This window comes from Paenibacillus sp. Y859, from assembly GCF_056786405.1.
In genome coordinates, this window is sequence record NZ_JBXCIZ010000005.1 from 242,492 (window position 1) to 264,742 (window position 22,251).

20 protein-coding genes and 1 other annotated feature are annotated in these 22,251 nt (G+C 41.0%); of the genes, 16 read left to right on the plus strand and 4 right to left on the minus strand.

All coding sequences use genetic code 11. The features are described from left to right. The first annotated feature begins 139 nt into the window (after positions 1-139). A complete protein-coding gene (locus tag AC1TO8_RS13720; protein WP_482056185.1) occupies positions 140-2,488 on the plus strand; it encodes a YhgE/Pip family protein in 2,349 nt (782 codons plus the stop codon). Between the two features lie 197 nt (positions 2,489-2,685). After that, positions 2,686-2,838, plus strand: a complete 153-nt coding sequence (locus tag AC1TO8_RS13725; protein WP_482056186.1) for a hypothetical protein — start codon at positions 2,686-2,688, stop codon at positions 2,836-2,838. A 47-nt stretch (positions 2,839-2,885) separates the two neighbouring features. Here AC1TO8_RS13725 and AC1TO8_RS13730 read toward each other — a convergent pair whose 3' ends face one another. Then, on the minus strand, positions 2,886-3,254 hold the full coding sequence (locus AC1TO8_RS13730; RefSeq protein WP_482056187.1) for a helix-turn-helix domain-containing protein: 369 nt from the start codon (positions 3,252-3,254) through the stop codon (positions 2,886-2,888). Between the two features lie 282 nt (positions 3,255-3,536). On the opposite strand from AC1TO8_RS13730, the gene AC1TO8_RS13735 reads away from it, so the two are divergent. The 6 genes from AC1TO8_RS13735 (at position 3,537) to AC1TO8_RS13760 (ending at position 9,653) form a co-directional block, all read left to right on the plus strand. Next, on the plus strand, positions 3,537-3,881 hold the full coding sequence (locus AC1TO8_RS13735; protein ID WP_482056188.1) for a hypothetical protein: 345 nt from the start codon (positions 3,537-3,539) through the stop codon (positions 3,879-3,881). 746 nt (positions 3,882-4,627) lie between these two features. Continuing rightward, positions 4,628-5,257 carry a sugar transferase gene (locus AC1TO8_RS13740; RefSeq protein ID WP_482056261.1) on the plus strand — a complete coding sequence of 210 codons (630 nt, stop codon included), beginning with the start codon at positions 4,628-4,630 and terminating at the stop codon, positions 5,255-5,257. Between the two features lie 50 nt (positions 5,258-5,307). Next, positions 5,308-6,648, plus strand: a complete 1,341-nt coding sequence (locus tag AC1TO8_RS13745; RefSeq protein ID WP_482056189.1) for a UDP-glucose dehydrogenase family protein — start codon at positions 5,308-5,310, stop codon at positions 6,646-6,648. Between the two features lie 71 nt (positions 6,649-6,719). Beyond that, a complete protein-coding gene (locus tag AC1TO8_RS13750) occupies positions 6,720-7,658 on the plus strand; it encodes an LCP family glycopolymer transferase (RefSeq protein WP_482056190.1) in 939 nt (312 codons plus the stop codon). Between the two features lie 308 nt (positions 7,659-7,966). Further along, positions 7,967-8,878, plus strand: coding sequence for an ABC transporter ATP-binding protein (locus AC1TO8_RS13755; RefSeq protein ID WP_482056191.1), 912 nt, complete (start codon positions 7,967-7,969; stop codon positions 8,876-8,878). Then, a complete protein-coding gene (locus tag AC1TO8_RS13760) occupies positions 8,862-9,653 on the plus strand; it encodes an ABC transporter permease (protein WP_482056192.1) in 792 nt (263 codons plus the stop codon). The genes AC1TO8_RS13755 and AC1TO8_RS13760 overlap by 17 nt, the downstream gene beginning before the upstream one ends. Positions 9,654-9,920: 267 nt before the next feature. On the opposite strand, the gene AC1TO8_RS13765 is transcribed toward AC1TO8_RS13760, so the two are convergent. Next, the gene (locus AC1TO8_RS13765) at positions 9,921-10,340 is read right to left on the minus strand and encodes a bactofilin family protein (RefSeq protein ID WP_482056193.1); all 420 of its coding nucleotides are present in this window, start codon (positions 10,338-10,340) and stop codon (positions 9,921-9,923) included. A 108-nt stretch (positions 10,341-10,448) separates the two neighbouring features. Beyond that, positions 10,449-11,444: a M23 family metallopeptidase gene (locus AC1TO8_RS13770; protein ID WP_482056194.1), complete on the minus strand. Its 996-nt coding sequence runs from the start codon at positions 11,442-11,444 to the stop codon at positions 10,449-10,451. A gap of 211 nt (positions 11,445-11,655) precedes the next feature. Between AC1TO8_RS13770 and cls the strand changes: the two genes are divergently transcribed. The 8 genes from cls (at position 11,656) to AC1TO8_RS13810 (ending at position 19,747) form a co-directional block, all read left to right on the plus strand. Beyond that, positions 11,656-13,086, plus strand: a complete 1,431-nt coding sequence (gene cls / locus AC1TO8_RS13775) for a cardiolipin synthase (protein ID WP_482056195.1) — start codon at positions 11,656-11,658, stop codon at positions 13,084-13,086. A gap of 222 nt (positions 13,087-13,308) precedes the next feature. Beyond that, positions 13,309-13,476 (plus strand): hypothetical protein, encoded by a 168-nt coding sequence (locus AC1TO8_RS13780; RefSeq protein ID WP_482056196.1) that lies wholly within the window; start codon positions 13,309-13,311, stop codon positions 13,474-13,476. A 194-nt stretch (positions 13,477-13,670) separates the two neighbouring features. Then, on the plus strand, positions 13,671-13,877 hold the full coding sequence (locus AC1TO8_RS13785; protein WP_482056197.1) for an H-type small acid-soluble spore protein: 207 nt from the start codon (positions 13,671-13,673) through the stop codon (positions 13,875-13,877). Positions 13,878-14,203: 326 nt separating this feature from the next. Then, a complete protein-coding gene (tsaE, locus tag AC1TO8_RS13790; RefSeq protein ID WP_482056198.1) occupies positions 14,204-14,692 on the plus strand; it encodes a tRNA (adenosine(37)-N6)-threonylcarbamoyltransferase complex ATPase subunit type 1 TsaE in 489 nt (162 codons plus the stop codon). Next, positions 14,689-15,483 carry a tRNA (adenosine(37)-N6)-threonylcarbamoyltransferase complex dimerization subunit type 1 TsaB gene (gene tsaB / locus AC1TO8_RS13795; protein ID WP_482056199.1) on the plus strand — a complete coding sequence of 265 codons (795 nt, stop codon included), beginning with the start codon at positions 14,689-14,691 and terminating at the stop codon, positions 15,481-15,483. Before tsaE ends, tsaB begins: the two co-directional genes overlap by 4 nt. Before the next feature lie 17 nt (positions 15,484-15,500). Beyond that, the gene (gene rimI, locus AC1TO8_RS13800; RefSeq protein ID WP_482056200.1) at positions 15,501-16,013 is read left to right on the plus strand and encodes a ribosomal protein S18-alanine N-acetyltransferase; all 513 of its coding nucleotides are present in this window, start codon (positions 15,501-15,503) and stop codon (positions 16,011-16,013) included. Positions 16,014-16,017: 4 nt separating this feature from the next. Further along, on the plus strand, positions 16,018-17,070 hold the full coding sequence (gene tsaD, locus AC1TO8_RS13805; RefSeq protein ID WP_482056201.1) for a tRNA (adenosine(37)-N6)-threonylcarbamoyltransferase complex transferase subunit TsaD: 1,053 nt from the start codon (positions 16,018-16,020) through the stop codon (positions 17,068-17,070). 663 nt (positions 17,071-17,733) lie between these two features. Beyond that, positions 17,734-18,011, plus strand: a binding site (T-box leader). Between the two features lie 206 nt (positions 18,012-18,217). Beyond that, positions 18,218-19,747, plus strand: coding sequence for a 2-isopropylmalate synthase (locus AC1TO8_RS13810; protein ID WP_482056202.1), 1,530 nt, complete (start codon positions 18,218-18,220; stop codon positions 19,745-19,747). 407 nt (positions 19,748-20,154) lie between these two features. Here AC1TO8_RS13810 and AC1TO8_RS13815 read toward each other — a convergent pair whose 3' ends face one another. Then, positions 20,155-22,104, minus strand: a complete 1,950-nt coding sequence (locus AC1TO8_RS13815) for an ABC-F family ATP-binding cassette domain-containing protein (protein ID WP_482056203.1) — start codon at positions 22,102-22,104, stop codon at positions 20,155-20,157. Positions 22,105-22,251: the final 147 nt, after the last annotated feature.

Sequence of the window (22,251 nt, forward strand, 5' to 3'; positions counted from 1 at the left end):
AAAAGACTTCCTTTGGGAGCGATGTATTAGACAAAGACGTAAGCATCGCGATTTCGGAGAGAAGTTTTTATTGGTCAACATATGACCGGATGGGGAAGTCAGTCATAACGTATTTTAACTTAGGGGAGAGAAACTGTTTATGAAGTCATTAGCTGTATTTTTTAAAGATATGGGAACTGCTATTAGAAATCCTAAAGTACTGGTTACGATGATTGCGATTCTATTGGTTCCAGTGATGTATAGTGGAATGTTCCTGGGTGCTTTCTGGGACCCCTATAGTAAAATGGAAGATCTACCCGTAGCTGTAGTTAATACTGATATAGGGGCAAACTTTGAAAGTAAGTCACTTCACATAGGTGAAGAGTTAATTGAGGAATTGAAAGTGACAGATGGCTTCAAATGGGAGTTCGTTTCCAAGCAAGAAGCTGATGAAGGTATGATTAATAATATTTACTATATGACGATTGTCATTCCTGAAGACTTCTCATCTAAAGCGACGACGTTACTAGATGATCAACCACAACCTGCGGAAATCATATTTATGCCCAATGAAGGATATAACTTTCTTGCAGGACAAATTGGCGGAACAGCAGTAGAGCAGATCAGAGCGAAAGTATCTGCGAAAGTAACGGAAGTGTACACCGAAACATTATTTGATCAGATCGAAACGGTATCCACTGGCTTCAAGGATGCGGGTGCTGGAGCTAGTGAAATAACAGATGGAGCTATTAAGCTGGACGATGGAGCTATCTTACTGAAAGATAATTTAGTCAAAATGGTTGACGGCACGATGAAGTTGCAAGAGGGGATTAGACCCCTTACGAAAGGTGTCGGTGATCTTGAGCAAGGGGCAACAGAACTGCAGGCTGGATCTTTATCGTTAGCAGATGGTCTTGTTCAGCTGACGGCAGCGCAGAAGCAGCTGGAGAGTGGAGCCATTCAAGCTCATACAGGGATCAGCCAATTACAAGCGGGTCTGAAATCCTCTGAAGAGGGAAGTGCACAAATCTCAGCAGGATTACAATCCTCAGCTGATGGAACATCGCAATTGGAAGTCGGGCTGCAAGCTACGGTTAAAGGATCGGCTCAATTACAAAGTGGACTTGAATCTTCCGTAGATGGGAGTGCTAAGCTATCGGAAGGGTTGAAAGATGCTGCTGATGGTAGTGAACAAGTGGCAACAGGTGCAACAAGTGTAGCTCAAGGGCTTAAACAACTGGCAGACTCTAATCCAGAGCTTGCTGAGAACACGGATGTACAGAAATTGATAGCAGCGAGTCAGGCCGTAGCACAAGGTAGTAATAAGGTACACAAAGGACAGCAACAATTAGCCGAAGGAGCAACTCAATTGCATGAAGGACAAGTACAGCTGGTGCAGGGAGCAACGCAACTGCACACAGGTGCAGTACAACTTCATGCAGGTGCTAATCAATTGGATCAAGGAACACAGCAGTTGCTTAAAGGCAGTACAGAGTTACATCAAGGACAGCAAAAGCTTGTACAAGGTGTTAATCAATTAGATGCAGGGCAGACTCAATTGGTTGAGGGCTTGAAATTAATTGGATCCAAGATGAGTGATGCTGTCTCAGGAAGCCAACAATTGGCAGGTGGGGCAGAGAAGATAGCTACTGGATCTGAGAAATTAGCTGGGGGTATGAGTCAATTAGGAGATGGCGTAGTTACTCTTACGGATGGATCCCAGAAGTTAAGTGACGGCGCTGGGGAATTGGAGAATGGACTGGTGCAACTAAAAGATGGTTCAGATGAACTTGCATCCAAATTGAATGATGCCGCAAATACTACCGGGGAAGTTAAGGGAACGGATGAAACATACAGTATGTTCGCTAAGCCCGTCACTGTGACAGAGGAAAAAGTGAACAAAGTACCTAACTACGGTACAGGCTTTGCTCCATACTTCCTATCACTAGGACTGTTTGTAGGTGCACTGATTACAACGATTGTTGTTCCAATTAGAACGTCTAATGTACCTAATACAACAGGTCTTAATCGATTTGTAAGCCGGACGCTTGCTTTTTGTAGCATTGGTTTAATTCAATCACTGTTAGCCTCAACGTTAGTTCTTTATGGTTTAGGACTGGAAGTACAAAGCGTACCTATGTTCTACTTATTTAGTTTAATTACAAGTTTATCGTTCATGTTCTTAGTGCAGGCATTTGTGACATGGTTGGATCAACCAGGACGTTTCGCAGTCATTGTCATTCTAATTCTACAGCTTACAACAAGTGCGGGTACGTTCCCAGTTGAACTTATCCCGGGATGGTTGAAAGTACTCAATCCATGGTTCCCAATGACATATAGTGTCCAAGGGTATAAAGCTATTATTTCTACGGGTGATGTTGGAATGATGTGGTCTCAAATCGGTATATTGAGTATATTCGGTGGAATATTCCTGATTGCAACATTCTTCTATTTCATGCGCAAACCGCATTCTTTTAATGTACAAGATAAACATACTTTAACAGCTTAATATAGACAATTTTACCAAGGCACTCAGATTCTAGGGTGTCTTTTTTACGGATTATAAGCACCTGTTTTTTTTTTCGACAAAAATAGAACCTAACAAAAGTAAAACTAATCCATAAGACGACAACAAATAATAAAGGGCTAATATATAATATGAAATATTGAATGTTAAATCCTATATATTAAGCGAGGTTATCATCAGTGGACGGAAATAAAGAAGTAGGAATCGGAGTAAGGTTCGAAGCAGAGGTGCCGAACAAAGTGAATGTGGACATTATGAAGATTATGGAACAGTGTAACATTGATCCCGAAAGATGGAAAGATTACATAAGAGCAGAACCAAACAGACTCTAAAGAACTAACTTTAGAGTCTGAGTAGAATCCATGCAGAAGCGAGTAAGTTACTTCATCGTTCGTTCCATACGAATAAAAGCGATAAATCGTTTAGCTTCATCCTCTGAAAGGCTGCGTCCATCGATGGTAAGATTAAACCGCTCCAATAGCTTATCATCGGAAAGTTCCAAATCATCTACAAAGTGACGCACGTCATCCTCCATAACTAGGTTATGATTACTAGTTCTCCCAATTAAATAATCAATGGAAACTTCGAATACATCAGCGAGTTTTGTTAATATTTCAAAATCAGGCTTCCGCCGACTTTTTTCATAATGAGAGAGAGAAGCCCTTGTAATACCAATCGAACGGGAGAGCTCATCTTGTGTCCAGCCTCGAGCCTCTCGTAATTCTGCTATACGATTCTCCTGATTCATGAATTACCCTCCTATGTTGCAATCTAAGTGTGTTAGTTGCGCTATTAAATGGTCAGTAAAGAGTAGAGATAAATTAAGTGCTTGACATGATACGGTTTGTATCGTAAATTGGATTTGTTAGATACGAATTGTATCTATGTCTATTTTACCCCAATTACTAATTTTAAATCATTATTACTACTCTTAAGTAAAAGGAATGAAGATATGCCCCCCAATATACATGATTGGGCCGAACTTTCTCTTAACGCGCATATGTACATCAGAGAAGTAAGGGGAAATAAGGTGAACAGTAAACGACGTCCAATATTTTTGATGGAATTAGGCGACAACACGATAAGTTTCTTAAGTGATTTGGATTTACCGATGTTATCTAATGTAGTGTATGGATTTGATATAGAGAACATTAGTTCTAAGGTCACTCTGTTGGGGAAACTACAAGCTAAAGGCATGTATGAGAATCAATTTCAATATCGGGTTAAGCTAATCAATAGCGTTAAGGGATACCAATTGTATAATGCTAATATTTTGAAAAAAATGCTACTTCATTTAGATTATTTCATGGTCTCTAAACATAAACAAAGATTCAAGACGCATAGAAGTAATAGGAATGTGTTTATTTTACTATAAATCATGACGAAGTGCATTAAATTTAGAAGCCACTCATGCCCAGTCCAATCTGGATGGGTTAAGTTAAGTTAATTTACAAGATGTTCTCCATGAATTAAAAGTGAAACGTATAACACCAATTTTAGCACATCCAGAACGAAACAGTGAGGTTGTTAATTCCATCAAGGTTACGGATGAATTGTTAGAACAAGGTGTAAAAGTGGTGTTTCCATTTATGTAAGAAGAATCAGTTACATTTCATTTCATCAGATGTTCATGATGTCGTTCGAAGGAATTTTATGTTGCAGAAGTCATACGCTAGAATTGGCAACTTATTCGGTGATGATGTGGTGGAAAGGTTGAAACGTAATATATAGATATCATTAAATCATCAACAGTCATAGAGAGGGTGATTACGAATTATGCTGATCTGGGTATAACAGCGAATGAGTTGGCTAGTAAGATTAATTAGTTAAGAAGGCAAAAGCTAACGTAGAACATGTTCATTCTCGTTTTCTTGGAGTGGTCTTGAAAAGCGTCAATATGAGTAAAGGGAACCCGTACAACTATTACTATGGTGAGAAATAAATAGAACAGTGTTGTAATCTAGCTCTTGTTCATGATCAAAACCTGGCTTTTTGAACTTGAACTAAAGTATATCGAGGAAGGGGCACTATGCCCTCTAGAGGAGAGTATGCATGATTCCGACATCTCAAAGGAATGAAGTTGACGTATTTATTGATAAGCACTTATCCTACCCACACGGCATGCCCAACCATCATCGTTCGGACAAACAATATCTATTCATGAAGAGAGTAATGGATGTGATAGGGGCCATAATTGGTCTACTCCTGTTGTCGCCTGTATTTACAATTATAGCAATCCTCATTAAATTAGAAGATCCCAAGGGGCCTATATTCTTTCATCAAATTCGTGTCGGCAAGAATGAGAAAGAATTTCATATGTTTAAATTTCGTTCGATGGTCTCGAATGCTGAAGATTTACTTGATGATCTACTCCATCGCAATGAAGTGAGCGGTGCTATGTTTAAGATGAAGAATGATCCCCGTATTACAAGAATAGGGAAGTTCATTCGCAGAACGAGTATCGATGAATTCCCTCAACTATGGAATGTTCTACGCGGCGATATGAGTATGGTTGGTCCTAGACCACCACTCGTTAGAGAGGTCGCAGAATATTCCCCATATGACATGAAGAGACTTCATGTAACACCAGGTTGTACTGGTCTTTGGCAAGTGAGCGGAAGAAATAGTGTTGGATTTGAGAGAATGGTAGAGCTGGATATTCGATATATAGATAAGAGAAGTACTTTATATGATCTTGGGATTATTCTCAGAACTATAAAGATGCTATTTCGAGCTAAGGATGCTTTCTAAGTGATAGTGCCGTTATTAGGGGAAATTGTGTATAGATGAGGAGTGATTTAATGAAGATTGCAGTTATAGGTACAGGGTATGTTGGTTTAGTATCGGGAGTGTGCTTCTCGGAAATAGGGCATCAAGTAGTCTGTGTTGATAATGATCCAAGTAAAGTGGAGATGCTTCAGAAGGGAGAAGTTCCGATCTATGAACCTGGGCTCCAAGAGTTGATGAATAGTAATGTTGCTTCAGGTAAGCTATCCTTTACAAAAAATATTGGGGAAGCTGTAATGAATTCTGAACTGATTATTATCGCTGTTGGAACTCCTTCTATGCCTAATGGAGAAGCTAATCTAAGTTATATTGAGCAGGTTGCCATAGAAATAGGCACGGTGATGGATGGATATAAAATCGTGGTTACGAAGAGTACGGTCCCTGTCGGGACTAACTTTAAAGTGAAACAATGGATTAGTGAACGGACGGGTCAGCCATTCGATATCGTGTCGATACCCGAATTTCTTCGAGAAGGTACAGCGATCAAGGACACATTATTCCCCGATCGTGTAGTCATTGGAATAGATAATCCGAGAGTTATAGAACCTATGTTAGATCTTCATAAGTCATTAACTGAACATATCGTCATTACGGATATTCGCTCAAGCGAAATGATCAAATATGCTTCTAATGCTTTCCTCGCAACGAAGATTTCATTTATTAATGAAATTGCAAATATTTGCGAAAAGGTAGGGGCGGATGTGACGAAGGTAGCGGAAGGAATGGGATACGACAAGCGAATTGGACATTCCTTTCTTCAAGCTGGAATTGGGTATGGTGGTTCCTGCTTTCCAAAAGACACAGAAGCACTTATCCAAATAGCTGGGAATGTAGATTATGAATTTAAGCTACTGAAGTCAGTAGTAGAGGTGAATAAAGATCAGCGATTTAATGTCATTAATAAGCTAAAGGATGCGCTAGGAACATTAGAAGGCCGAACTATTGGGGTTTGGGGACTAGCCTTTAAACCTAACACAGATGACGTACGCGACGCACCCGCGATTGATATCATCAAGACGTTAATCAAAATGGGAGCTTATATTCAGGCATATGACCCCGTTGCGGTTGAGAACTTTAGAGGTGTACTTAATGCTCCTGAGATCGAATGGTCGAGGAGTGCTATGGAAGCGGCTAAGGATTGTGATGCGATTTGTATCCTAACGGAGTGGTCGGAGTTCGCAGAAATTGAACTTGTTGATCTTGCTTCTATTATGAAGCAACCTGTCATGATTGATGGTCGAAATGTATACGGTAAGATAGAAATCGCGAATTCCCCCTTTGCATATTATTCGGTGGGCCGTCCTAACATGAATACAATCGATGATGATAAACGGGTGGCATCTGTCTTTCATTAAGGTCATTATTCACGAACCGGATTACGAGTGGTTAAAACCATTGAATAGAAGGAATAAAGGGGTATCATTTAATGAAACGTTGGATCAAAATAACCTTGCTGGCTCTATCTATATTGGTTATCACTATATTTTGCTATGGAATCTATTTGTACGAGTCAGTGAAGTCGGCAGCTGATGCAATCTATGAACCTAGAGAACCGATTAAGACTGTAATTAAATCGAATCCGACTAGCGCAGAACAAAAAGGCGGCGGTCCCGTGAAGATGGATGAACAGGAGCCTTATACTGTGTTATTCATGGGAGTAGATCAGCGGGAGAACGACGTGGGTCGATCCGACACGATGATTGTTCTGAGCGTCAACCCATCTAAAGAATCGATTCTTATGTTCAATATTCCAAGGGATACACGAACTGAAATTATAGGGCATGGTACGACAGATAAAATTAATCACGCCTATGCCTTTGGCGGAGTAAACATGTCCATTCAGACGGTAGAGAAATTCTTAAGTATACCTATTAATTATTACATAAAGGTAAATATGGAGGGCTTCAGCCAGATTATAGACCTACTAGGTGGGGTGGAGGTTGAGAATCCATTTTCTTTTCAGTATGCAGGTTATGATTTCGCGGAAGGTCCCTTAGAATTAGACGGTGAAGAAGCACTTGCTTACTCACGAATGCGATTCGAAGACCCTCGTGGAGATATGGGACGTAACGCTAGACAAAGAGAAATACTGAAGCAGACGTTGAAGAATGCTCTACAAGTTACGAATATCGTTCGTATCCAATCGATGCTTGCGGAAGTTGGGAATAATGTGAAGACAGATATTACTTTTGCTGAGATGAAGAAATTTATAACAGATTATCGCTCTGACCTGAATAAGATTGAAACATTGGAGTTAAACGGTCAAGGGAAGAGAATAAACGGGATTTATTATTATATTATAGAAGCTGTCGAGAAGGAACGGGTTCATAGCATCATTGAGGAACATCTGCGTAGAGCGGAATAAGAATAAATTTTGCTGAATATATAGGTGTGAGTCTTTAAAGGGGTAGATTTTTGGGTGACGGAAGGATATCAATTTTTCTGTGTATATTGTGAACAGCTTGTACAAAGTAATGAGAGAAGCTCTATTTTTAAAACTGGATTTTACAAGCATGAGTTCCCAATGGGTTATTGTACGGTATGTGAGAAAAAGTATCGCCAATCGAGCATAGATTCCCATATTATAGATAAACCGTTAGAGTAATATGCTAAACTATATTTAGAGAGCAAGATAAGATCGCATATGCTCGTCAATCTAAAGGGGTGAATAGAATGCAGCAGGAACCGGTTATTCGATTGGAGGGTGTCTCGAAGGTTATCTCCTCAAAGGTAATCATTGATAATCTCAATCTGGAAATTGTACCAGGCCAAGTATTCGGATTTCTTGGTCCGAATGGAGCGGGAAAGACGACGACGATTCGCATGATGGTTGGCTTAATATCCATTAGTCAGGGAGACATCGTCATTTGTGGGCACAGCATTAAACACGAATTCGAAGCGGCAATAGCAAATGTGGGGGCAATTGTTGAGAACCCAGAGATGTATAAATATTTAAGTGGATATCAAAATTTACGCCATTTCGCTCGTATGATGCCTGGAGTCACGAAGGAACGAATACAAGAGGTCATCGCACTTGTTGGCTTGGATAAGCGAATTCACGACAAAGTTAAAACCTACTCACTCGGTATGAGACAAAGATTAGGTGTAGCTCAGGCTATTCTACATAACCCAAAGCTTCTTATCTTGGACGAGCCTACGAATGGACTGGATCCACAAGGTATCCGAGAATTACGTGACTATCTAAGGCATCTTTGTAGAGTTGAAGGAACTACGGTGTTCGTATCAAGTCATTTACTATCTGAGATGGAATTGATGTGTGATAGCGTAGCTATTATTCAGAATGGTCGATTAATTGATGTTCGTCAATTGAAGAATGAAGAAGGGGTAGCCGTGTCTGCTGCCGAGATTGCCTTTGATGTGGATCAACCTCAATTAGCTGCACAATTATTGGGAGTGAATCGATTGGAGAATAACCTACTCATATTGAAAATATCACGTGAAGAAATAGCTGATATTAATGCTCGTCTCGTTCAGGCTGGGCTCAAAGTATACGGCATTCGTGAGGTTACTCGCACGCTCGAGGATCAATTTTTGGAGATGACGGGAAGTGAACAAATTGACTAGTTTCTATAAATTAATATTAAACGAGAATATGAAAATATATTATCGCATTCGTACGTGGATTATGTTAAGTATTCTAGCTATATTCAGTATATTGATGCCATTCGTATTCTTCATGGCGCAAGGATCGGAACAACCTAATGTATGGGAAGTCACGATATTAACGATGACGATAACATTCTTTCTAAATATTATATTCGTTGTTGTTATTGCAGCGGATTCTGTAGCCAGTGAGTTTACTGGGGGAACGATTAAGTTGCTTCTGATCAGACCATGGAGTCGTTCGAAGATTCTATTATCCAAATATATATCCGTGATTTTATTTAGCTTATTAAGTAGCCTTGTACTGTTTGGAGTTGCCTTTCTATTTTCAAATATATGGTTCAACTATGAGGGCAATTCAGGGATGTTCTCGAGTACTTGGAGTGATATGTCGTATGCATTCATGAATCTTGGCAGCAGTTATGTTCAACTCTTCATGATCATGATGATAGCGTTTATGATATCTACCCTATTTCGCTCGAGTACCTTTGCGATAGCCTTGTCATTGTTCATCTTATTCACCAAGGATATCTTTTTGACTATTCTAAATCCTGACAGATATGAGTGGATGAAATATTTGATATTCACACATATGGATTTAAAAGGATATATCAATTCATCTGTTGGCCCAGCGGGATCAACGTTCACTTTTTCGTTACTTATACTAGCGGGTTACTATATTGTGTTCGTGTTGCTCTCATGGTTTGTGTTCAAGAAACGTGATGTAGCAACATAACATGGCGAATGAAATAGGAGATGCACCTTTGCAATTAAAAATGGGATTAGTGGAGTTCGGCTCAATTTAAGTGTACTTTTGGTGCTAATGCTAATTACATGTAGGTGATGGAAGATGATTGTGGTAGCAGTCCCCCTTGAAAGTAGAACAAAAGAAGGGAATGGGTATGAGGGAGGGAGCATACACTTCCTTCCCACCCACGATATCAACTTCCCAAGCAAAAACTTCTCAAATCAAACTATGTTTCCGCAAGGTGTATTCGTTAGATTACCCTACCTCGGTTTGTAAGGAACGCGAAGAGGTATCCTTTGACTTGTCAGAGACAGGATTAGACACTGGAAGGCTCATCGTACTCGTTCCACTTAAAGCCCCGCCTTCCATAATGATTAGGGAAGCGGAGGAGACATCCCCGAACATCTGCCCAGTTGGTGTAATCGTAAGCTTACCCGTTGTAGCAATATCTCCATATACCTTACCAGCAATAATGACTTCCTTAGCCTGAATGTTAGAACGTGCTTCCGCATATTCACCCACCGTGACATCTCCTTGACTCTCAATTTCACCATTAAACTGGCCTTCAATTCGCAAGTTGGCTTCACAGTTTAACTTTCCGGTGATCACTGAACCTTGTCCAATGAGTGTGTCCGTCGCTGCGAGTGCTTTCCCATTCCTTCTTGATCTTGCCATGATACAACCCCCTAAAAGTTTTTGAAGAGCATAACTTCCTGGTTAAACTTCGTTTCGAAAACTCACCTCGAAAGCATATGCTTAGTTTTTGAAGAGCATAACTTCCCACTATTTGATGTAGGAAAGTGGGTTAACGGTTTTGTTTTTCTTTTCCACTTGGAAATGGAGATGAGCTCCTGTACTACGACCAGTATTTCCTAGTTTCCCAATCACATCTCCTTTGGAGACATGATCCCCGACAGCGACCTCGATTTTACTCAAATGCATGTAAGAAGTCTGCAATCCATTTGGATGTTCAATCTGTATATAGAGACCTCGTGCGCCTAGTTGCTCAGCATGTAGCACCTTGCCTGCCCCTGCAGCATAGATAGGCTCTCCTGTTTTACCAGAAATATCGATACCCGCATGATAAGCTGCACCACCGTTAAACGGATCTTTCCTATAGCCGAAGCTAGAGGAAATGACGTGGGAGGAGGTTGGCCACATATTCGGAATGCCTTCCAACATATCTTGTGTCGCTTGAGCCTTTTCAAGCGTGCGAGGGATATTATTCTCCATGGAATGGATTAGTTTGCGAATTTCTTCAAAGTCATCCTTCGTCTCTTGAGAAAGGTTGATGATGTCGCTAGTGTGTACAGCAATAAATTCACCACCTACATGTGGAGGGAAATCATTAGTCAACTTCATAGAACGGCTCTTACTGCTAACGTCATCGGAAATCATACTGGTATCATTTTTCTGTATGAACTGTTGTAGATCCTCTTCTAGCTCAGTTACACGTTGCATTTTATCCTTCATATCATGAGCATCAGTAGATAACTGGATAATTTCATTCTGTAATCTACTGATAGCTTCTTCCCGATTACTAACCGTGATCTCCATTTGATGGTTGGCCATGTTCTGAAGCTCCATTTCCTGTTCCATCTTAGAGATTGCTTGGGAAGAATGAACTTGCATGGAAATAATAAGACCTGTAAGGGACAGAATAGCAACAGTAGGTACGATAATTAATAAGGGTTTTGAGATATGGATCTGCTTGACAGAATGCTGTGCATCTCGGAGAACAAGTAGCGTTAATTGCTGTTTCGTCTTAGTACTTTTCATAGGCAACTCCTTTCTAATTAATGGGTGGAGGAATGGAATAGATCGCTTATATTCTATTTATTCTTTGAAGTCTATAAACATGTCTAATTTGTTGAGAGAATCTTAGTAATTCTTGTTTTTAACGAGGTGGATTGAATAAATCCTCCAAGGGTTGGTCAATGCTGTACGATACGGTGGCGGTTACTATTACTTATGGAGGGGGGATAGCTTTATGATATGGCTACTTATTATATTGATTGTATTTATTGTCCAAATCGCGACGATTATTATCATTGAATTCCGAAATCCAACGAAAGCTCTCGCATGGATATTTATTTCGTTTTGCTGTCCAGTGATTGGATTTATAATCTATTATGTAATAGCTCGAGAATACAATAAACATAAGCAAGTTCGTTCAAGAGAATCGAGGCTATATCAGAAAAGTCATGTGCATCTCTGGCGCGAGACTGACATTGTTCAGATCGCGGAAGAGATGAAGAATAGTGAATTCATGCATCGAAAGCGGCTATTTCATTTATTGACCCACCTTCAGGGGAGTTCTATAACGCGATGTAATAAAAGTCGGGTTCTAACGGACGGGAAAATGGCTTATCATGCGATGCTTGAAGCAATGGAATCTGCTAAGGATCATATTCATGTGGAATTTTATATTTTTAGACCAGATATGATCGGTACTGAATTTCAGGATGTGATGATTCGGAAGGCTCAAGAAGGAGTCAAGGTTCGTGTCGTTTGTGATGGGATAGGGAGTTACCACCTAAAACGGTCCTTTATACAGCATTTCAAAGAAGAAGGTATTGAATTTCATTTCTTTCTTCCGCTAGTCCTTGCTATCATCAATCGTCGTATTAACTACCGTAATCATCGTAAGATTGTGATTGTGGATGGTAAAAGGGGATTTACAGGAGGACTAAATGTAGGTGATGACTATTTGGGATTATATTCTGAAATCGGATATTGGCGGGATACTCACTTGGAACTAGAAGGTGATGCTGTTTATTACCTACAGAATATATTTCTTAATGATTGGGAATTAGCTTCTAGTGAACGAATTGAGGATGCTTCTATGTTTCCTGCCCATGAATGTCGCGGAGATCAGCAAATTCAAATATTGAGTAGTGGTCCAGATCAGGTACGTGATGCATTACAGGAGATGTTCTTTGGAGCAATAACAGCTGCTAACGATAGGATATGGATTACATCCCCTTACTTTATCCCTGATGCAGGTATTCATGAGGGACTCAAAACAGCGGCAATTAGTGGTGTGGATGTACGTATCATTATTCCAGGTAAGCCGGATTCGAAATGGGTACATCTTGCTTCTCTGTCGTATGTAGAAGAATTGCTAGAGGCAGGCGTACGTTTCTATCAATACCGCAAAGGCTTCGTCCATGCCAAAACTATGATTGTGGATGACTTGTTAGCTACTATTGCGACCGCCAACATGGATATGCGGAGTTTCTTCTGTAATTTCGAGTTAGCTGCAGTATTATTTGATCAGAAATCTATACAACGAGTTGTAAAAGATTTCGAGGTTGATCTTCAGGTTTGCTCAGAAATCATCCTTAGTGAATTTATAGCAAGGCCTTATAAGCAAAAAGTAGGAGAGCGGTTATGTAGAATTTTATCTCCATTATTATAAAAAAGATCGAAAATTTTTTAATCATAGAAATGACTGTGATATAAATATACGGATAATATTAGGATGAGGTATAAGTTATGCTCTATACGGTACAGTCGTTTATTCGTATTTGATCATTTTTGTATATGATGAAATGCATGACAGTGCATAGTGCGGGGCATATTGAGAAGGATAAAGTACGAATCATCATGTGTTATATGAGTTAGGAAGGAATGAGAAATTGTGGATGAAGAAGAAGCTTATTTGCGAGATGTTGATCGGATGGTGAATGAGGGTTTAGGAGGTGGAGAAGTCACGATAGATAATGGGTATGTTGGTGATATCCCATTAGAAGAGTTATCTATGGAGCGAAAGGAAGAGTTTATAGAGGACGAAGATACTAGTTATTAGACTATAAGTGCGTGTTCAAAAAGTCGAATTTTCAGCACCAAGAAGATTGGATGAAGCAAGGGAGTGAGGAGCGGAGCGTAGGCAGTACCTACGTGAGCACCGGAAGGACCGGCTGAATTCAATGTTCGATGTCGAATAAGCTTCTTGGCATACTTCGTGATCAAAAGATGGCTTTTTGAACAACCTCTATAATAATGAAAAGGAGTAATGATAAGGACGTAAGAAGAGCGCTTGATATTTATCAAGACAAAGATACCATTGCTGTTCAATTAGATGGAGATCCTGTCTGGATTGAGCATGTGGATGAAGTTAATGGAATGGCTACAGTTCAGGTGGGATCGCGTCCGACCAACACACATACGGTGAGTGTGGATCGTCTTCGTGAGGAAGAGACATCATAACTGCTACTTGTTGAATAGATTAGGGATGCGGAAATAGCATTAGAACTTTAGGAAGGGCTCGAACTGCTTGAATTAGCGGTTTCGAGTCCTTTTATATTTCCGCTGAAACGGGTACTTTAAAGTGATACGAAGTATCGCTAGCATCGGAAGCATAAGCTTTTTGAAAAAAGATGGCATAGCCGTTTCTACTTGCATATCGAGACTTCTTGCGGGTCATAGCATTGACAGATATAATAAAGGACAAGTTATGTTGGAAATGGTCATAAAGTACGAGTTCAAAAAGTCGACTTTTTGAACAACCTCATAAAGGTGGGTTCATATTGGGAATGAGTCATTATAAGGGAACATATATCTATTCATCTCATCATTTGGAAGATACCGAAGCGCTTGCGGCTTGGTTGGCTAAAGTAGTGATCCCGGGTACGGTGATTGGACTTGATGGAGATTTAGGAGCGGGAAAAACAGCATTTTCACAACTATTTGCTAAGCATCTTGGAGTTAAAGGGATCGTTAATAGTCCAACATTTACAATTATTAAAGAATATGAAGGTAGAGTGCCTTTTTATCATATGGATGTTTATCGCCTTTCGATAGAAGAAGCGGATGAGCTTGGGCTGGATGAGTATTTCTATGGTAAGGGAGTATGTCTGGTGGAGTGGTCCCAAATTATTAGTGATTTATTACCTGGAAATCATCTGCATTTATCGATAGAGACTATTGGGCCTGAACAACGTGAAATTACGATTCGTGGGTTAGGAGAACCTTATGAAGAATGGTGCCGTAACCTGAATAAGAATGGAGTCTTTAAGTTATGAGTAAACCGCAAAATCCAGATTCGCAACAACGGATACTGGCATTGGACACATCTACAACATCACTGGCTGCAGCGGTGATGGATAAGGGTAAGGTTGTACATGAGATTAGCGAATTGGGTGAACGAAATCATTCCATTCGAGTTCTATCGATTGTGGACGAAGTTCTGAAAGCATCTGGAACGATAACTTCAGAGCTGAAGGGTATCGCTGTTGGAATAGGACCGGGATCTTATACGGGCACACGAATAGCTGTTACCGCAGCAAAGACGTTAGCATGGGCTTGGAGCATACCAGTGGTGGGTATATCGAGTCTTTACTCATTGGCTTATGGCGGCTATTCCCATGGGGTAAATACTCATGAGATTAAGGTAGGAATAGATGACGTCCATTGGATTATTCCGTTGATGGATGCGAGACGCGGTCAGGTATATACAGCACTATTCAGTTCATCAGATGGGAATGTACCGAACCGCCTAGAGCCGGATGCTATTCGTCTAATGGATCAGTGGGTAGAAGAGCTAGTGAATCGGTTGGAAGCTATATCTGAACAGGAGAAGCCATATCATGTCTGGTTCGTGGGGGATGTGAATCTCCATAAGGAAGCAGCTGAACGTCTAAGAGTACATCTTGGAGATGCACTTCATATCGTTTCATATGATTTGGAGGCACGTTTCGTAGGAATGTTAGGGGAACAGAGGCTTAACCAAGGTGAAATGGATGATATGCATTCACTGATTCCGAATTATACCCAACTTACTGAAGCGGAAACGAATCTCCTTCGTAAGATGTGAAGGGAGTTAGGTAATTGATGGAGCAGAATAACAAGGTGGCAGACGACGATGGAATCTCTTTTCGAATCATGAAGCTCGAGGATATACCTAATATTATGGTTATTGAACATGATGCATTTACACTTCCATGGACAGAGACTGCATTTCGTAATGAATTGACGAACAATCTATTTGCTCGTTATATCGTGATGGAGAGTCATGGAAATCCCATAGGTTACGCTGGAATGTGGACGATTGTAGATGAGGCACATATCACGAACATTGCTATTCTGGAAGCATATCGCGGTCGTAGATTAGGTGCGCGTTTGCTAGATGAATTAATGAAGACTGCTGTTCAATTGGGAATGGATCGAATGACACTGGAAGTTAGGGTGTCCAATTGTATCGCCCAGCATTTGTATGAAAAAAAGGGATTTGAATCAGTAGGACTTCGTAAAGGCTATTATTCAGACAATCATGAGGATGCAATGATTATGTGGGTAGATTTACCCCAATATAAGGAGTACGGTAGTAGGGAAGGAAGCGTATAGAATCATGAGTATAGATAACAATAAATATAGCCCATGTTATATATTAGCTATTGAGACAAGCTGTGACGAAACGGCTGTAGCTGTTGTGAAGGATGGGCATGAGGTATTGTCGAATATGATATCAAGCCAGATTGAGACGCATAAGGCTTTTGGTGGTGTTGTACCCGAAGTTGCATCTCGCAAGCATGTTGAGAGTATTACACTTATGCTAGAAGAAGCAGTAACTGCTTCAGGAATCAAGATGAAAGATTTGTCTGCAATTGCTGTGACACAAGGACCTGGACTTGTGGGTGCATTATTAGTAGGGGTAGTGGCTGCAAAGAGTCTTTCAGTAGCGTTATCTAAACCACTAATTGGAACACACCATATTGCAGGACATATATATGCCAATCGCTTGGTGGGAGATATTCATTATCCTTGTATGACGTTAGTTGTATCCGGTGGACATACGGAACTTGTCTATATGAAAGAAGAAGGTCACTTTGAAGTGATCGGTCGAACTAGGGATGATGCGGTTGGAGAGGCCTACGATAAAGTAGCACGCTCACTTGGCTTTCCTTATCCTGGTGGCCCACATGTGGATCGTATGGCTATGGAATCGGAGGAATCAATAACACTTCCACGTGCATGGTTGGAACCGGGATCATATGATTTCAGTTTCAGTGGTTTGAAATCTGCCGTATTAAATGTGATCAATCAACGTAAGATGCGTGGAGATCCACCGATCACGGCTGCCATTGCACGAGGATTTCAAGAGTCGGTTGTAGAGGTGCTTGTAACCAAAGCAATTCTTGCCGTGAAAGCCTATGATGTGAAGCAGTTGCTACTATGTGGTGGTGTAGCTGCTAACCGTGGTCTTCGGGCGGAGCTTAGCCGTAGATGTGCGGAGGAAGGAATAGATCTATCCATTCCTCCATTTGAATATTGTACAGACAATGCTGCTATGATTGGCGCTGCAGCTTATCTTAAATGGCGCGAACAATATTTCACACCGCTTGAAATGAAGGCAGATCCGCAGCTTTCTTTGGAAGCATGGGGCACTAATAGCGTAGATTAAGTCAAGAATAAGAAAAATGTCTATTGACAGAGTTCCTTCAAATCGGTATGATAATAAAAATTTCAAATTGTGATAAACGCGATGAACAAGAGTAGTAGGGGAAATCCGGGAATAATCAGAGAACTGCGGGTTGGTGCAACGCAGTCGAAGGGGCCTGAACTCGCTTGGGAGCGGAACGGTGGAACACGACGAGGAAGATTCGTCGTAGTCTCGGTAGTGCACGCCGGGGAAGTACATCGTTACGTTGGCCTCCGTAAGAGGGTAAGCTTAGCAGTCCATTACTTTATGATTCGTTATGGCTGTAAGGCGTTTGAGGGGTTCTTCCGATAATCCTATGTTACATGTGGGGGAAGGACAACAAGAGTGGTACCGCGAAGGGTGAATAACAGCCTGTCGTCTCTTGATATAGAGATGACGGGCTTTTTTGTATATATTTTCAGTGTAAGTTCAAAAAGTCAGATTTTCAGCACTAAAGTATATGCTTACGATGCTACGTTTCTTCGAAACGTCTCAGAAGATTGAATGAAGATAGGGAGTGAGGAGCGGAGCGTAGGCAGTACCTACGTGAGCACCGGAAGGACCGGCTGAATTCAATATTCGATGTCGAATACGCTTCTTGTTATACTTCGTGATCAAAAGATGACTTTTTGAACAACCCTATAAATTATGGCTATGAACGGGAGTAGTAAAAGGATTATGCCTTCAGAGAGCTGTGGAATTGGTGTGACACAGTGACAGAACCCTTTGAATCTCGCCCGGGAGCTAAGTCTGTGGAACTTCGAGAAGAAGCGTACACGGATTCGGTTATCCACCGTTAAAGGGATCTCTTTATGTAAGGTCATACAACCGAGCATAAAGAACAAAGTGGGGTGCTTAGACGATGATGTCGATGGCGCCAACAAGAGTGGTACCGCGGAAGGTGAAAACCTGTCGTCTCTTATATTCATAAGAGATGGCAGGTTTTTTCTGTCTTCTTAACATGACTCCACAAAAACTACGTTTATGCTTACGATGCGATTTGTTGGAACGAAGATTAATCAGGGGAGCCTAGCTCTCCAATAAATTAGGCGTATGCTTTCGAAGTAATTTTTATTATGAAGGACTACCAAGGAGCATTGCTCCACAAAAATCTTAGGAGGTTATTAAAATGACAACAGCACCAAGGATTATTATATTTGATACAACGCTACGTGACGGAGAACAGGCACCAGGTGCAAGTTTACAGCCAGATCAGAAAATACAGCTTGCTGGCAAGCTTGTGGAGCTTGGTGTAGATGTGTTGGAGCCGGGGTTCCCGATCTCTAGCCCAGGGGAGTTTGCTGCGGTAGAAGCCATATCGCGACAGTATCAACAAGTAGAGATATGTGGGTTCGCTAGAGCGGTAAAGGGAGATATTGATGCAGCAGTTCGAGCTACAAGGGATGCTGAGCATCGTCGGATCCATCTCTTTCTGTCATCATCAGATATTCACCTACAGCACCAATTACGTATAAGTCGGAAGGAAGCTGTAGCTAAAGCCCGGCAAATGACCGCTTATGCTAAACAATTCAGTGACCAAGTTGAATTCACGGCGATGGATGCTGCCCGCACAGGAATAGATGATCTCATTGAGATGATCGAAGCTGTGATCGAAGAAGGAGCAACGATGATTAATCTGCCAGACACGGTAGGATATGCACTTCCGCAGGAGTATGGGGATATGTTCCGGAAAGTTCGCGAAGGAGCAAGAGGTGGAGCGGGCGTCTTATATAGCGCTCACTGCCATAACGACTTAGGGCTTGCGGTAGCCAATAGCCTTGCTGCCATTCAGAATGGTGCAACTCAGATTGAAGTCACAGTTAACGGAGTGGGAGAGAGAACTGGGAATTGTGCACTAGAGGAACTGGTTATGGCTTTAGAAGTAAGAAAAGATTCACTAAACTACTCAACGGGCATTTCGATGGAGAAGATATACGGAGTATCAAGAGCGGTTAGTAGTGCTATGCATTTTCCAGTGGCATATAACAAACCTATTGTGGGTCGTAATGCATTTCAGCATGAGTCAGGTATTCATCAAGATGGACTACTGAAGGATCTAAGTACTTATGAGATTATGAACCCTGAATCACTAGGCATTTCACGGGATATGATCATATTAGGTAAACATTCGGGTCGTCATGCGCTGAAGGACCGTGTAGCAAGATACGGGATACAGATGAAGGATACGGAGATGGAAGTGCTTTATGATGTCTTTAAGGAAACAGCAGATCGCTTGAAAGTTGTCACTGATGACATACTGTTGAAGATGGTGAGTCATACGACAGGGAAAAGAATACAGAACTTTGAACTTGGAGAAGTACAGGTGCAATCGGGTAGTGCAGAGGAGCGTATCGCAACTGTTACATTACGTCACCTACATGAGGATCGGGAATCTACGCATATCGCTATCGGAAAGGGACCGCTGGAAGCTTTAATTTCAGCGATTGGTCAAGGGATCGAAGCAGATATTACTTTCGGTGACCTGGAACTGCACTCGCTCAGTACAGGGGAAGAGGCACATGCTGAAGCTGCCGTAACGGTGGAGTGGGAAGGTAAGACCTATCGCGGCACAGCCATTCATCAAGATATCGTGATGGCTGCTGGACTTGCTTATGTGGCCGCTTGTAATAGTGCCCTTTCAGTATATCTTTCAGCTTAAATAGATTGAATTATGAAACTTTTGATAAATAGACTTTCAATATAATTGAAAGTCTATTTATTATATTTCCACTGAAATGGGTGCTGAATTAGTTTGTCAAGATGTGGACAAAGTTATCCACATATCCAAGTAGGATTGTGTGTAAACGAGATCAATAAGGAATATATATAGGTTTGAGTGGACTTTGAAACAGTGGATATTTTTTTCATTAAAATTGTGGATAATGTGCATAACTTAGTGGATAAGAGTAAGATGTTCGCTAAAAACTCTATAAAACCTAAAAAAATAGCCCTCAGGGCTATTTTAAAGAGTGAGTTATGCAGGATTTCAGGGGATAACTCTGTGCATAACTTTAAACGTATCATAAAAGTTTTTTTGTTGTTAAATTTTATATTGCCTAATCCCACTTAATCTACCGCAAGTTGCTCCCATTCGTTATAAACATCCTCAAGGGATTTCTTCTTTATTTCGACCATTTGCTGATGCTCTTGTAGAGCTATATAATCTTGAAATATGTCAGGGAGAGCCATCTTAGCTTCAAGAACCTTTATATCTTCTTCTAAAACGTGAATTTCTTCTTCCAAAGTAGCCAATCTACGTTGACGATTACGTTCTTCACGCTTGGCCATTTTATCGGCTTCAAATGAAGATGCGCCTGGTTTATCAATAGGATCTAATGCCGAATCCGATTTGGCTGATGTTTTGGCTGCAAGTTCCAGCGCTTCCTGCTGTATTTCTGCGAGTTCCTGTTTCTTCTCGGTATAGTCATCATAATTGCCAAGGAAATGTTCTGTCCCATTAGAAGAAAGCTCTACAATACGCTCAGCCATCTTATTTAGGAAATAACGGTCATGAGAAATAAATAGAAGGGTACCCTCGAAATCGATCAAAGCAGATTCAAGTACTTCTCGACTGAATAAGTCCAAATGGTTGGTAGGTTCATCTAGAATAAGCATATTAGCTTCGAGGAGCATGAGCTTGGCAAGCGCTACGCGAGCCTTCTCTCCACCACTGAGTGCAGAAACCTTCTTCAGGACATCCTCACCACTAAATAGAAAGTTACCGAGCACAGTGCGAATCCGCGCTTCTTCCATATGGGGGTATTCACTCCAGAGTTCTTCTAAGACGGTATTTTTAAAATTTAAATTGGTCTGTTCTTGATCATAATAGCCAATCTTTACTTTCGTTCCCCAATGAATCTGACCTGTAGCAGGCGTGAGAGTGTCGAGCATACATTTGAATAAGGTTGACTTCCCAATACCGTTAGGACCGATTAGAGCAGCTGTCTCCCCACGACGCATATCAAAGGATACATTCTGAAATAAGGGGGATAACGGATCGAATGCGACAGATAAATCACGTACCTGTAGGACTTCTTTTCCAGACGAATATTCTATTTCAAAAGAAAAAGACGCTTTCTTAAGTTCACCTTGTGGTCGATCAAGTCGATCCATCTTCTCGAGAGATTTACGACGGCTCTGTGCTCGCTTCGTTGTGGAAGCACGTACTAAGTTGCGTTGGACAAACTCTTCCATTTTGGCAATTTCGCCTTGTTGTTTGTCGTATTGCTTCAATTCGGCTTCATATTCAGCAGCCTTGAGCTCAATGTAGCGACTATAATTACCTGTGTAACGCTTAGATTGGTGTCTCTCAATTTCCACAATAGTGGTCACTAGGCGATCTAAGAAATAACGGTCATGAGATACGACTAATATAGATCCAGAATAGGAACGTAAGTAATCTTCTAACCATGTTAGCGTAGCAATATCCAAGTGGTTCGTAGGTTCATCGAGCATGAGCAGATCCGGAGCTAACAACAGGATACGTGCTAATGCCAGTCGAGTCTTCTGCCCACCACTGAGTGTACTAATTGAAGTATCTGGTGCGAAATCTCCAAAGCCCATACCATGCAGAACGCTGCGAATTTTCGTCTCCATTTCATAGCCACCATTATCTTTGAACCAATCGGAGCGAAAAGCATATCGTTCTAATAAATCTTGATATTTCTTCGGGTTCTCCATCGACACGGGATCTGCTATCTGCTTCTCCATAGATCTCAGTTCTTGTTCAGCATCAATTAATGGTGTAAATACGCTGAGCATTTCCTCCCACAGGGTCCCATCCGATTGAAGGCCGCTATTCTGAGCGAGGTACCCAATGGTTGTTTCCTTTGCTTTGAAGATTTGTCCCCCATCATAGGATATTTCACCTGCTAGAATCTGTAGAAATGTGGACTTTCCGGCACCGTTAACACCTACAAGTCCGACGCGTTCCTTCTCAAGAATTTGCAGATTAATTCCATCAAGAACGGGCTGGACACCGTACAATTTCTTTATTCCAGTAGCTTGAAGCAACATGCAGTAGAAACCTCCATCTTTGTCCTTATATAATAGCTATTTTACATTAAAACAATCCAATAGGCGACTTGTTAGCAGGAGTTCTGCTTAATCTTGGCGAAAAGAAAGTAACAATGGTACACTATATAAAAAATATATGTGACAGAT

Excerpts from the sequence above, each read along its gene's own strand:
- AC1TO8_RS13785 (WP_482056197.1), top strand. The coding sequence starts at position 13,671 with ATGAAAAGGAGTAATGATAAGGACGTAAGAAGAGCGCTTGATATTTAT.
- AC1TO8_RS13755 (WP_482056191.1), top strand. The coding sequence starts at position 7,967 with ATGCAGCAGGAACCGGTTATTCGATTGGAGGGTGTCTCGAAGGTTATC.
- AC1TO8_RS13745 (WP_482056189.1), top strand. The coding sequence starts at position 5,308 with ATGAAGATTGCAGTTATAGGTACAGGGTATGTTGGTTTAGTATCGGGA.
- tsaD (WP_482056201.1), top strand. The coding sequence starts at position 16,018 with ATGAGTATAGATAACAATAAATATAGCCCATGTTATATATTAGCTATT.
- AC1TO8_RS13765 (WP_482056193.1), bottom strand. The coding sequence starts at position 10,340 with ATGGCAAGATCAAGAAGGAATGGGAAAGCACTCGCAGCGACGGACACA.
- AC1TO8_RS13810 (WP_482056202.1), top strand. The coding sequence starts at position 18,218 with ATGACAACAGCACCAAGGATTATTATATTTGATACAACGCTACGTGAC.
- AC1TO8_RS13750 (WP_482056190.1), top strand. The coding sequence starts at position 6,720 with ATGAAACGTTGGATCAAAATAACCTTGCTGGCTCTATCTATATTGGTT.
- AC1TO8_RS13720 (WP_482056185.1), top strand. The coding sequence starts at position 140 with ATGAAGTCATTAGCTGTATTTTTTAAAGATATGGGAACTGCTATTAGA.
- AC1TO8_RS13740 (WP_482056261.1), top strand. The coding sequence starts at position 4,628 with ATGCCCAACCATCATCGTTCGGACAAACAATATCTATTCATGAAGAGA.
- cls (WP_482056195.1), top strand. The coding sequence starts at position 11,656 with ATGATATGGCTACTTATTATATTGATTGTATTTATTGTCCAAATCGCG.
- AC1TO8_RS13730 (WP_482056187.1), bottom strand. The coding sequence starts at position 3,254 with ATGAATCAGGAGAATCGTATAGCAGAATTACGAGAGGCTCGAGGCTGG.
- rimI (WP_482056200.1), top strand. The coding sequence starts at position 15,501 with ATGGAGCAGAATAACAAGGTGGCAGACGACGATGGAATCTCTTTTCGA.
- tsaE (WP_482056198.1), top strand. The coding sequence starts at position 14,204 with ATGAGTCATTATAAGGGAACATATATCTATTCATCTCATCATTTGGAA.
- tsaB (WP_482056199.1), top strand. The coding sequence starts at position 14,689 with ATGAGTAAACCGCAAAATCCAGATTCGCAACAACGGATACTGGCATTG.
- AC1TO8_RS13815 (WP_482056203.1), bottom strand. The coding sequence starts at position 22,104 with ATGTTGCTTCAAGCTACTGGAATAAAGAAATTGTACGGTGTCCAGCCC.
- AC1TO8_RS13770 (WP_482056194.1), bottom strand. The coding sequence starts at position 11,444 with ATGAAAAGTACTAAGACGAAACAGCAATTAACGCTACTTGTTCTCCGA.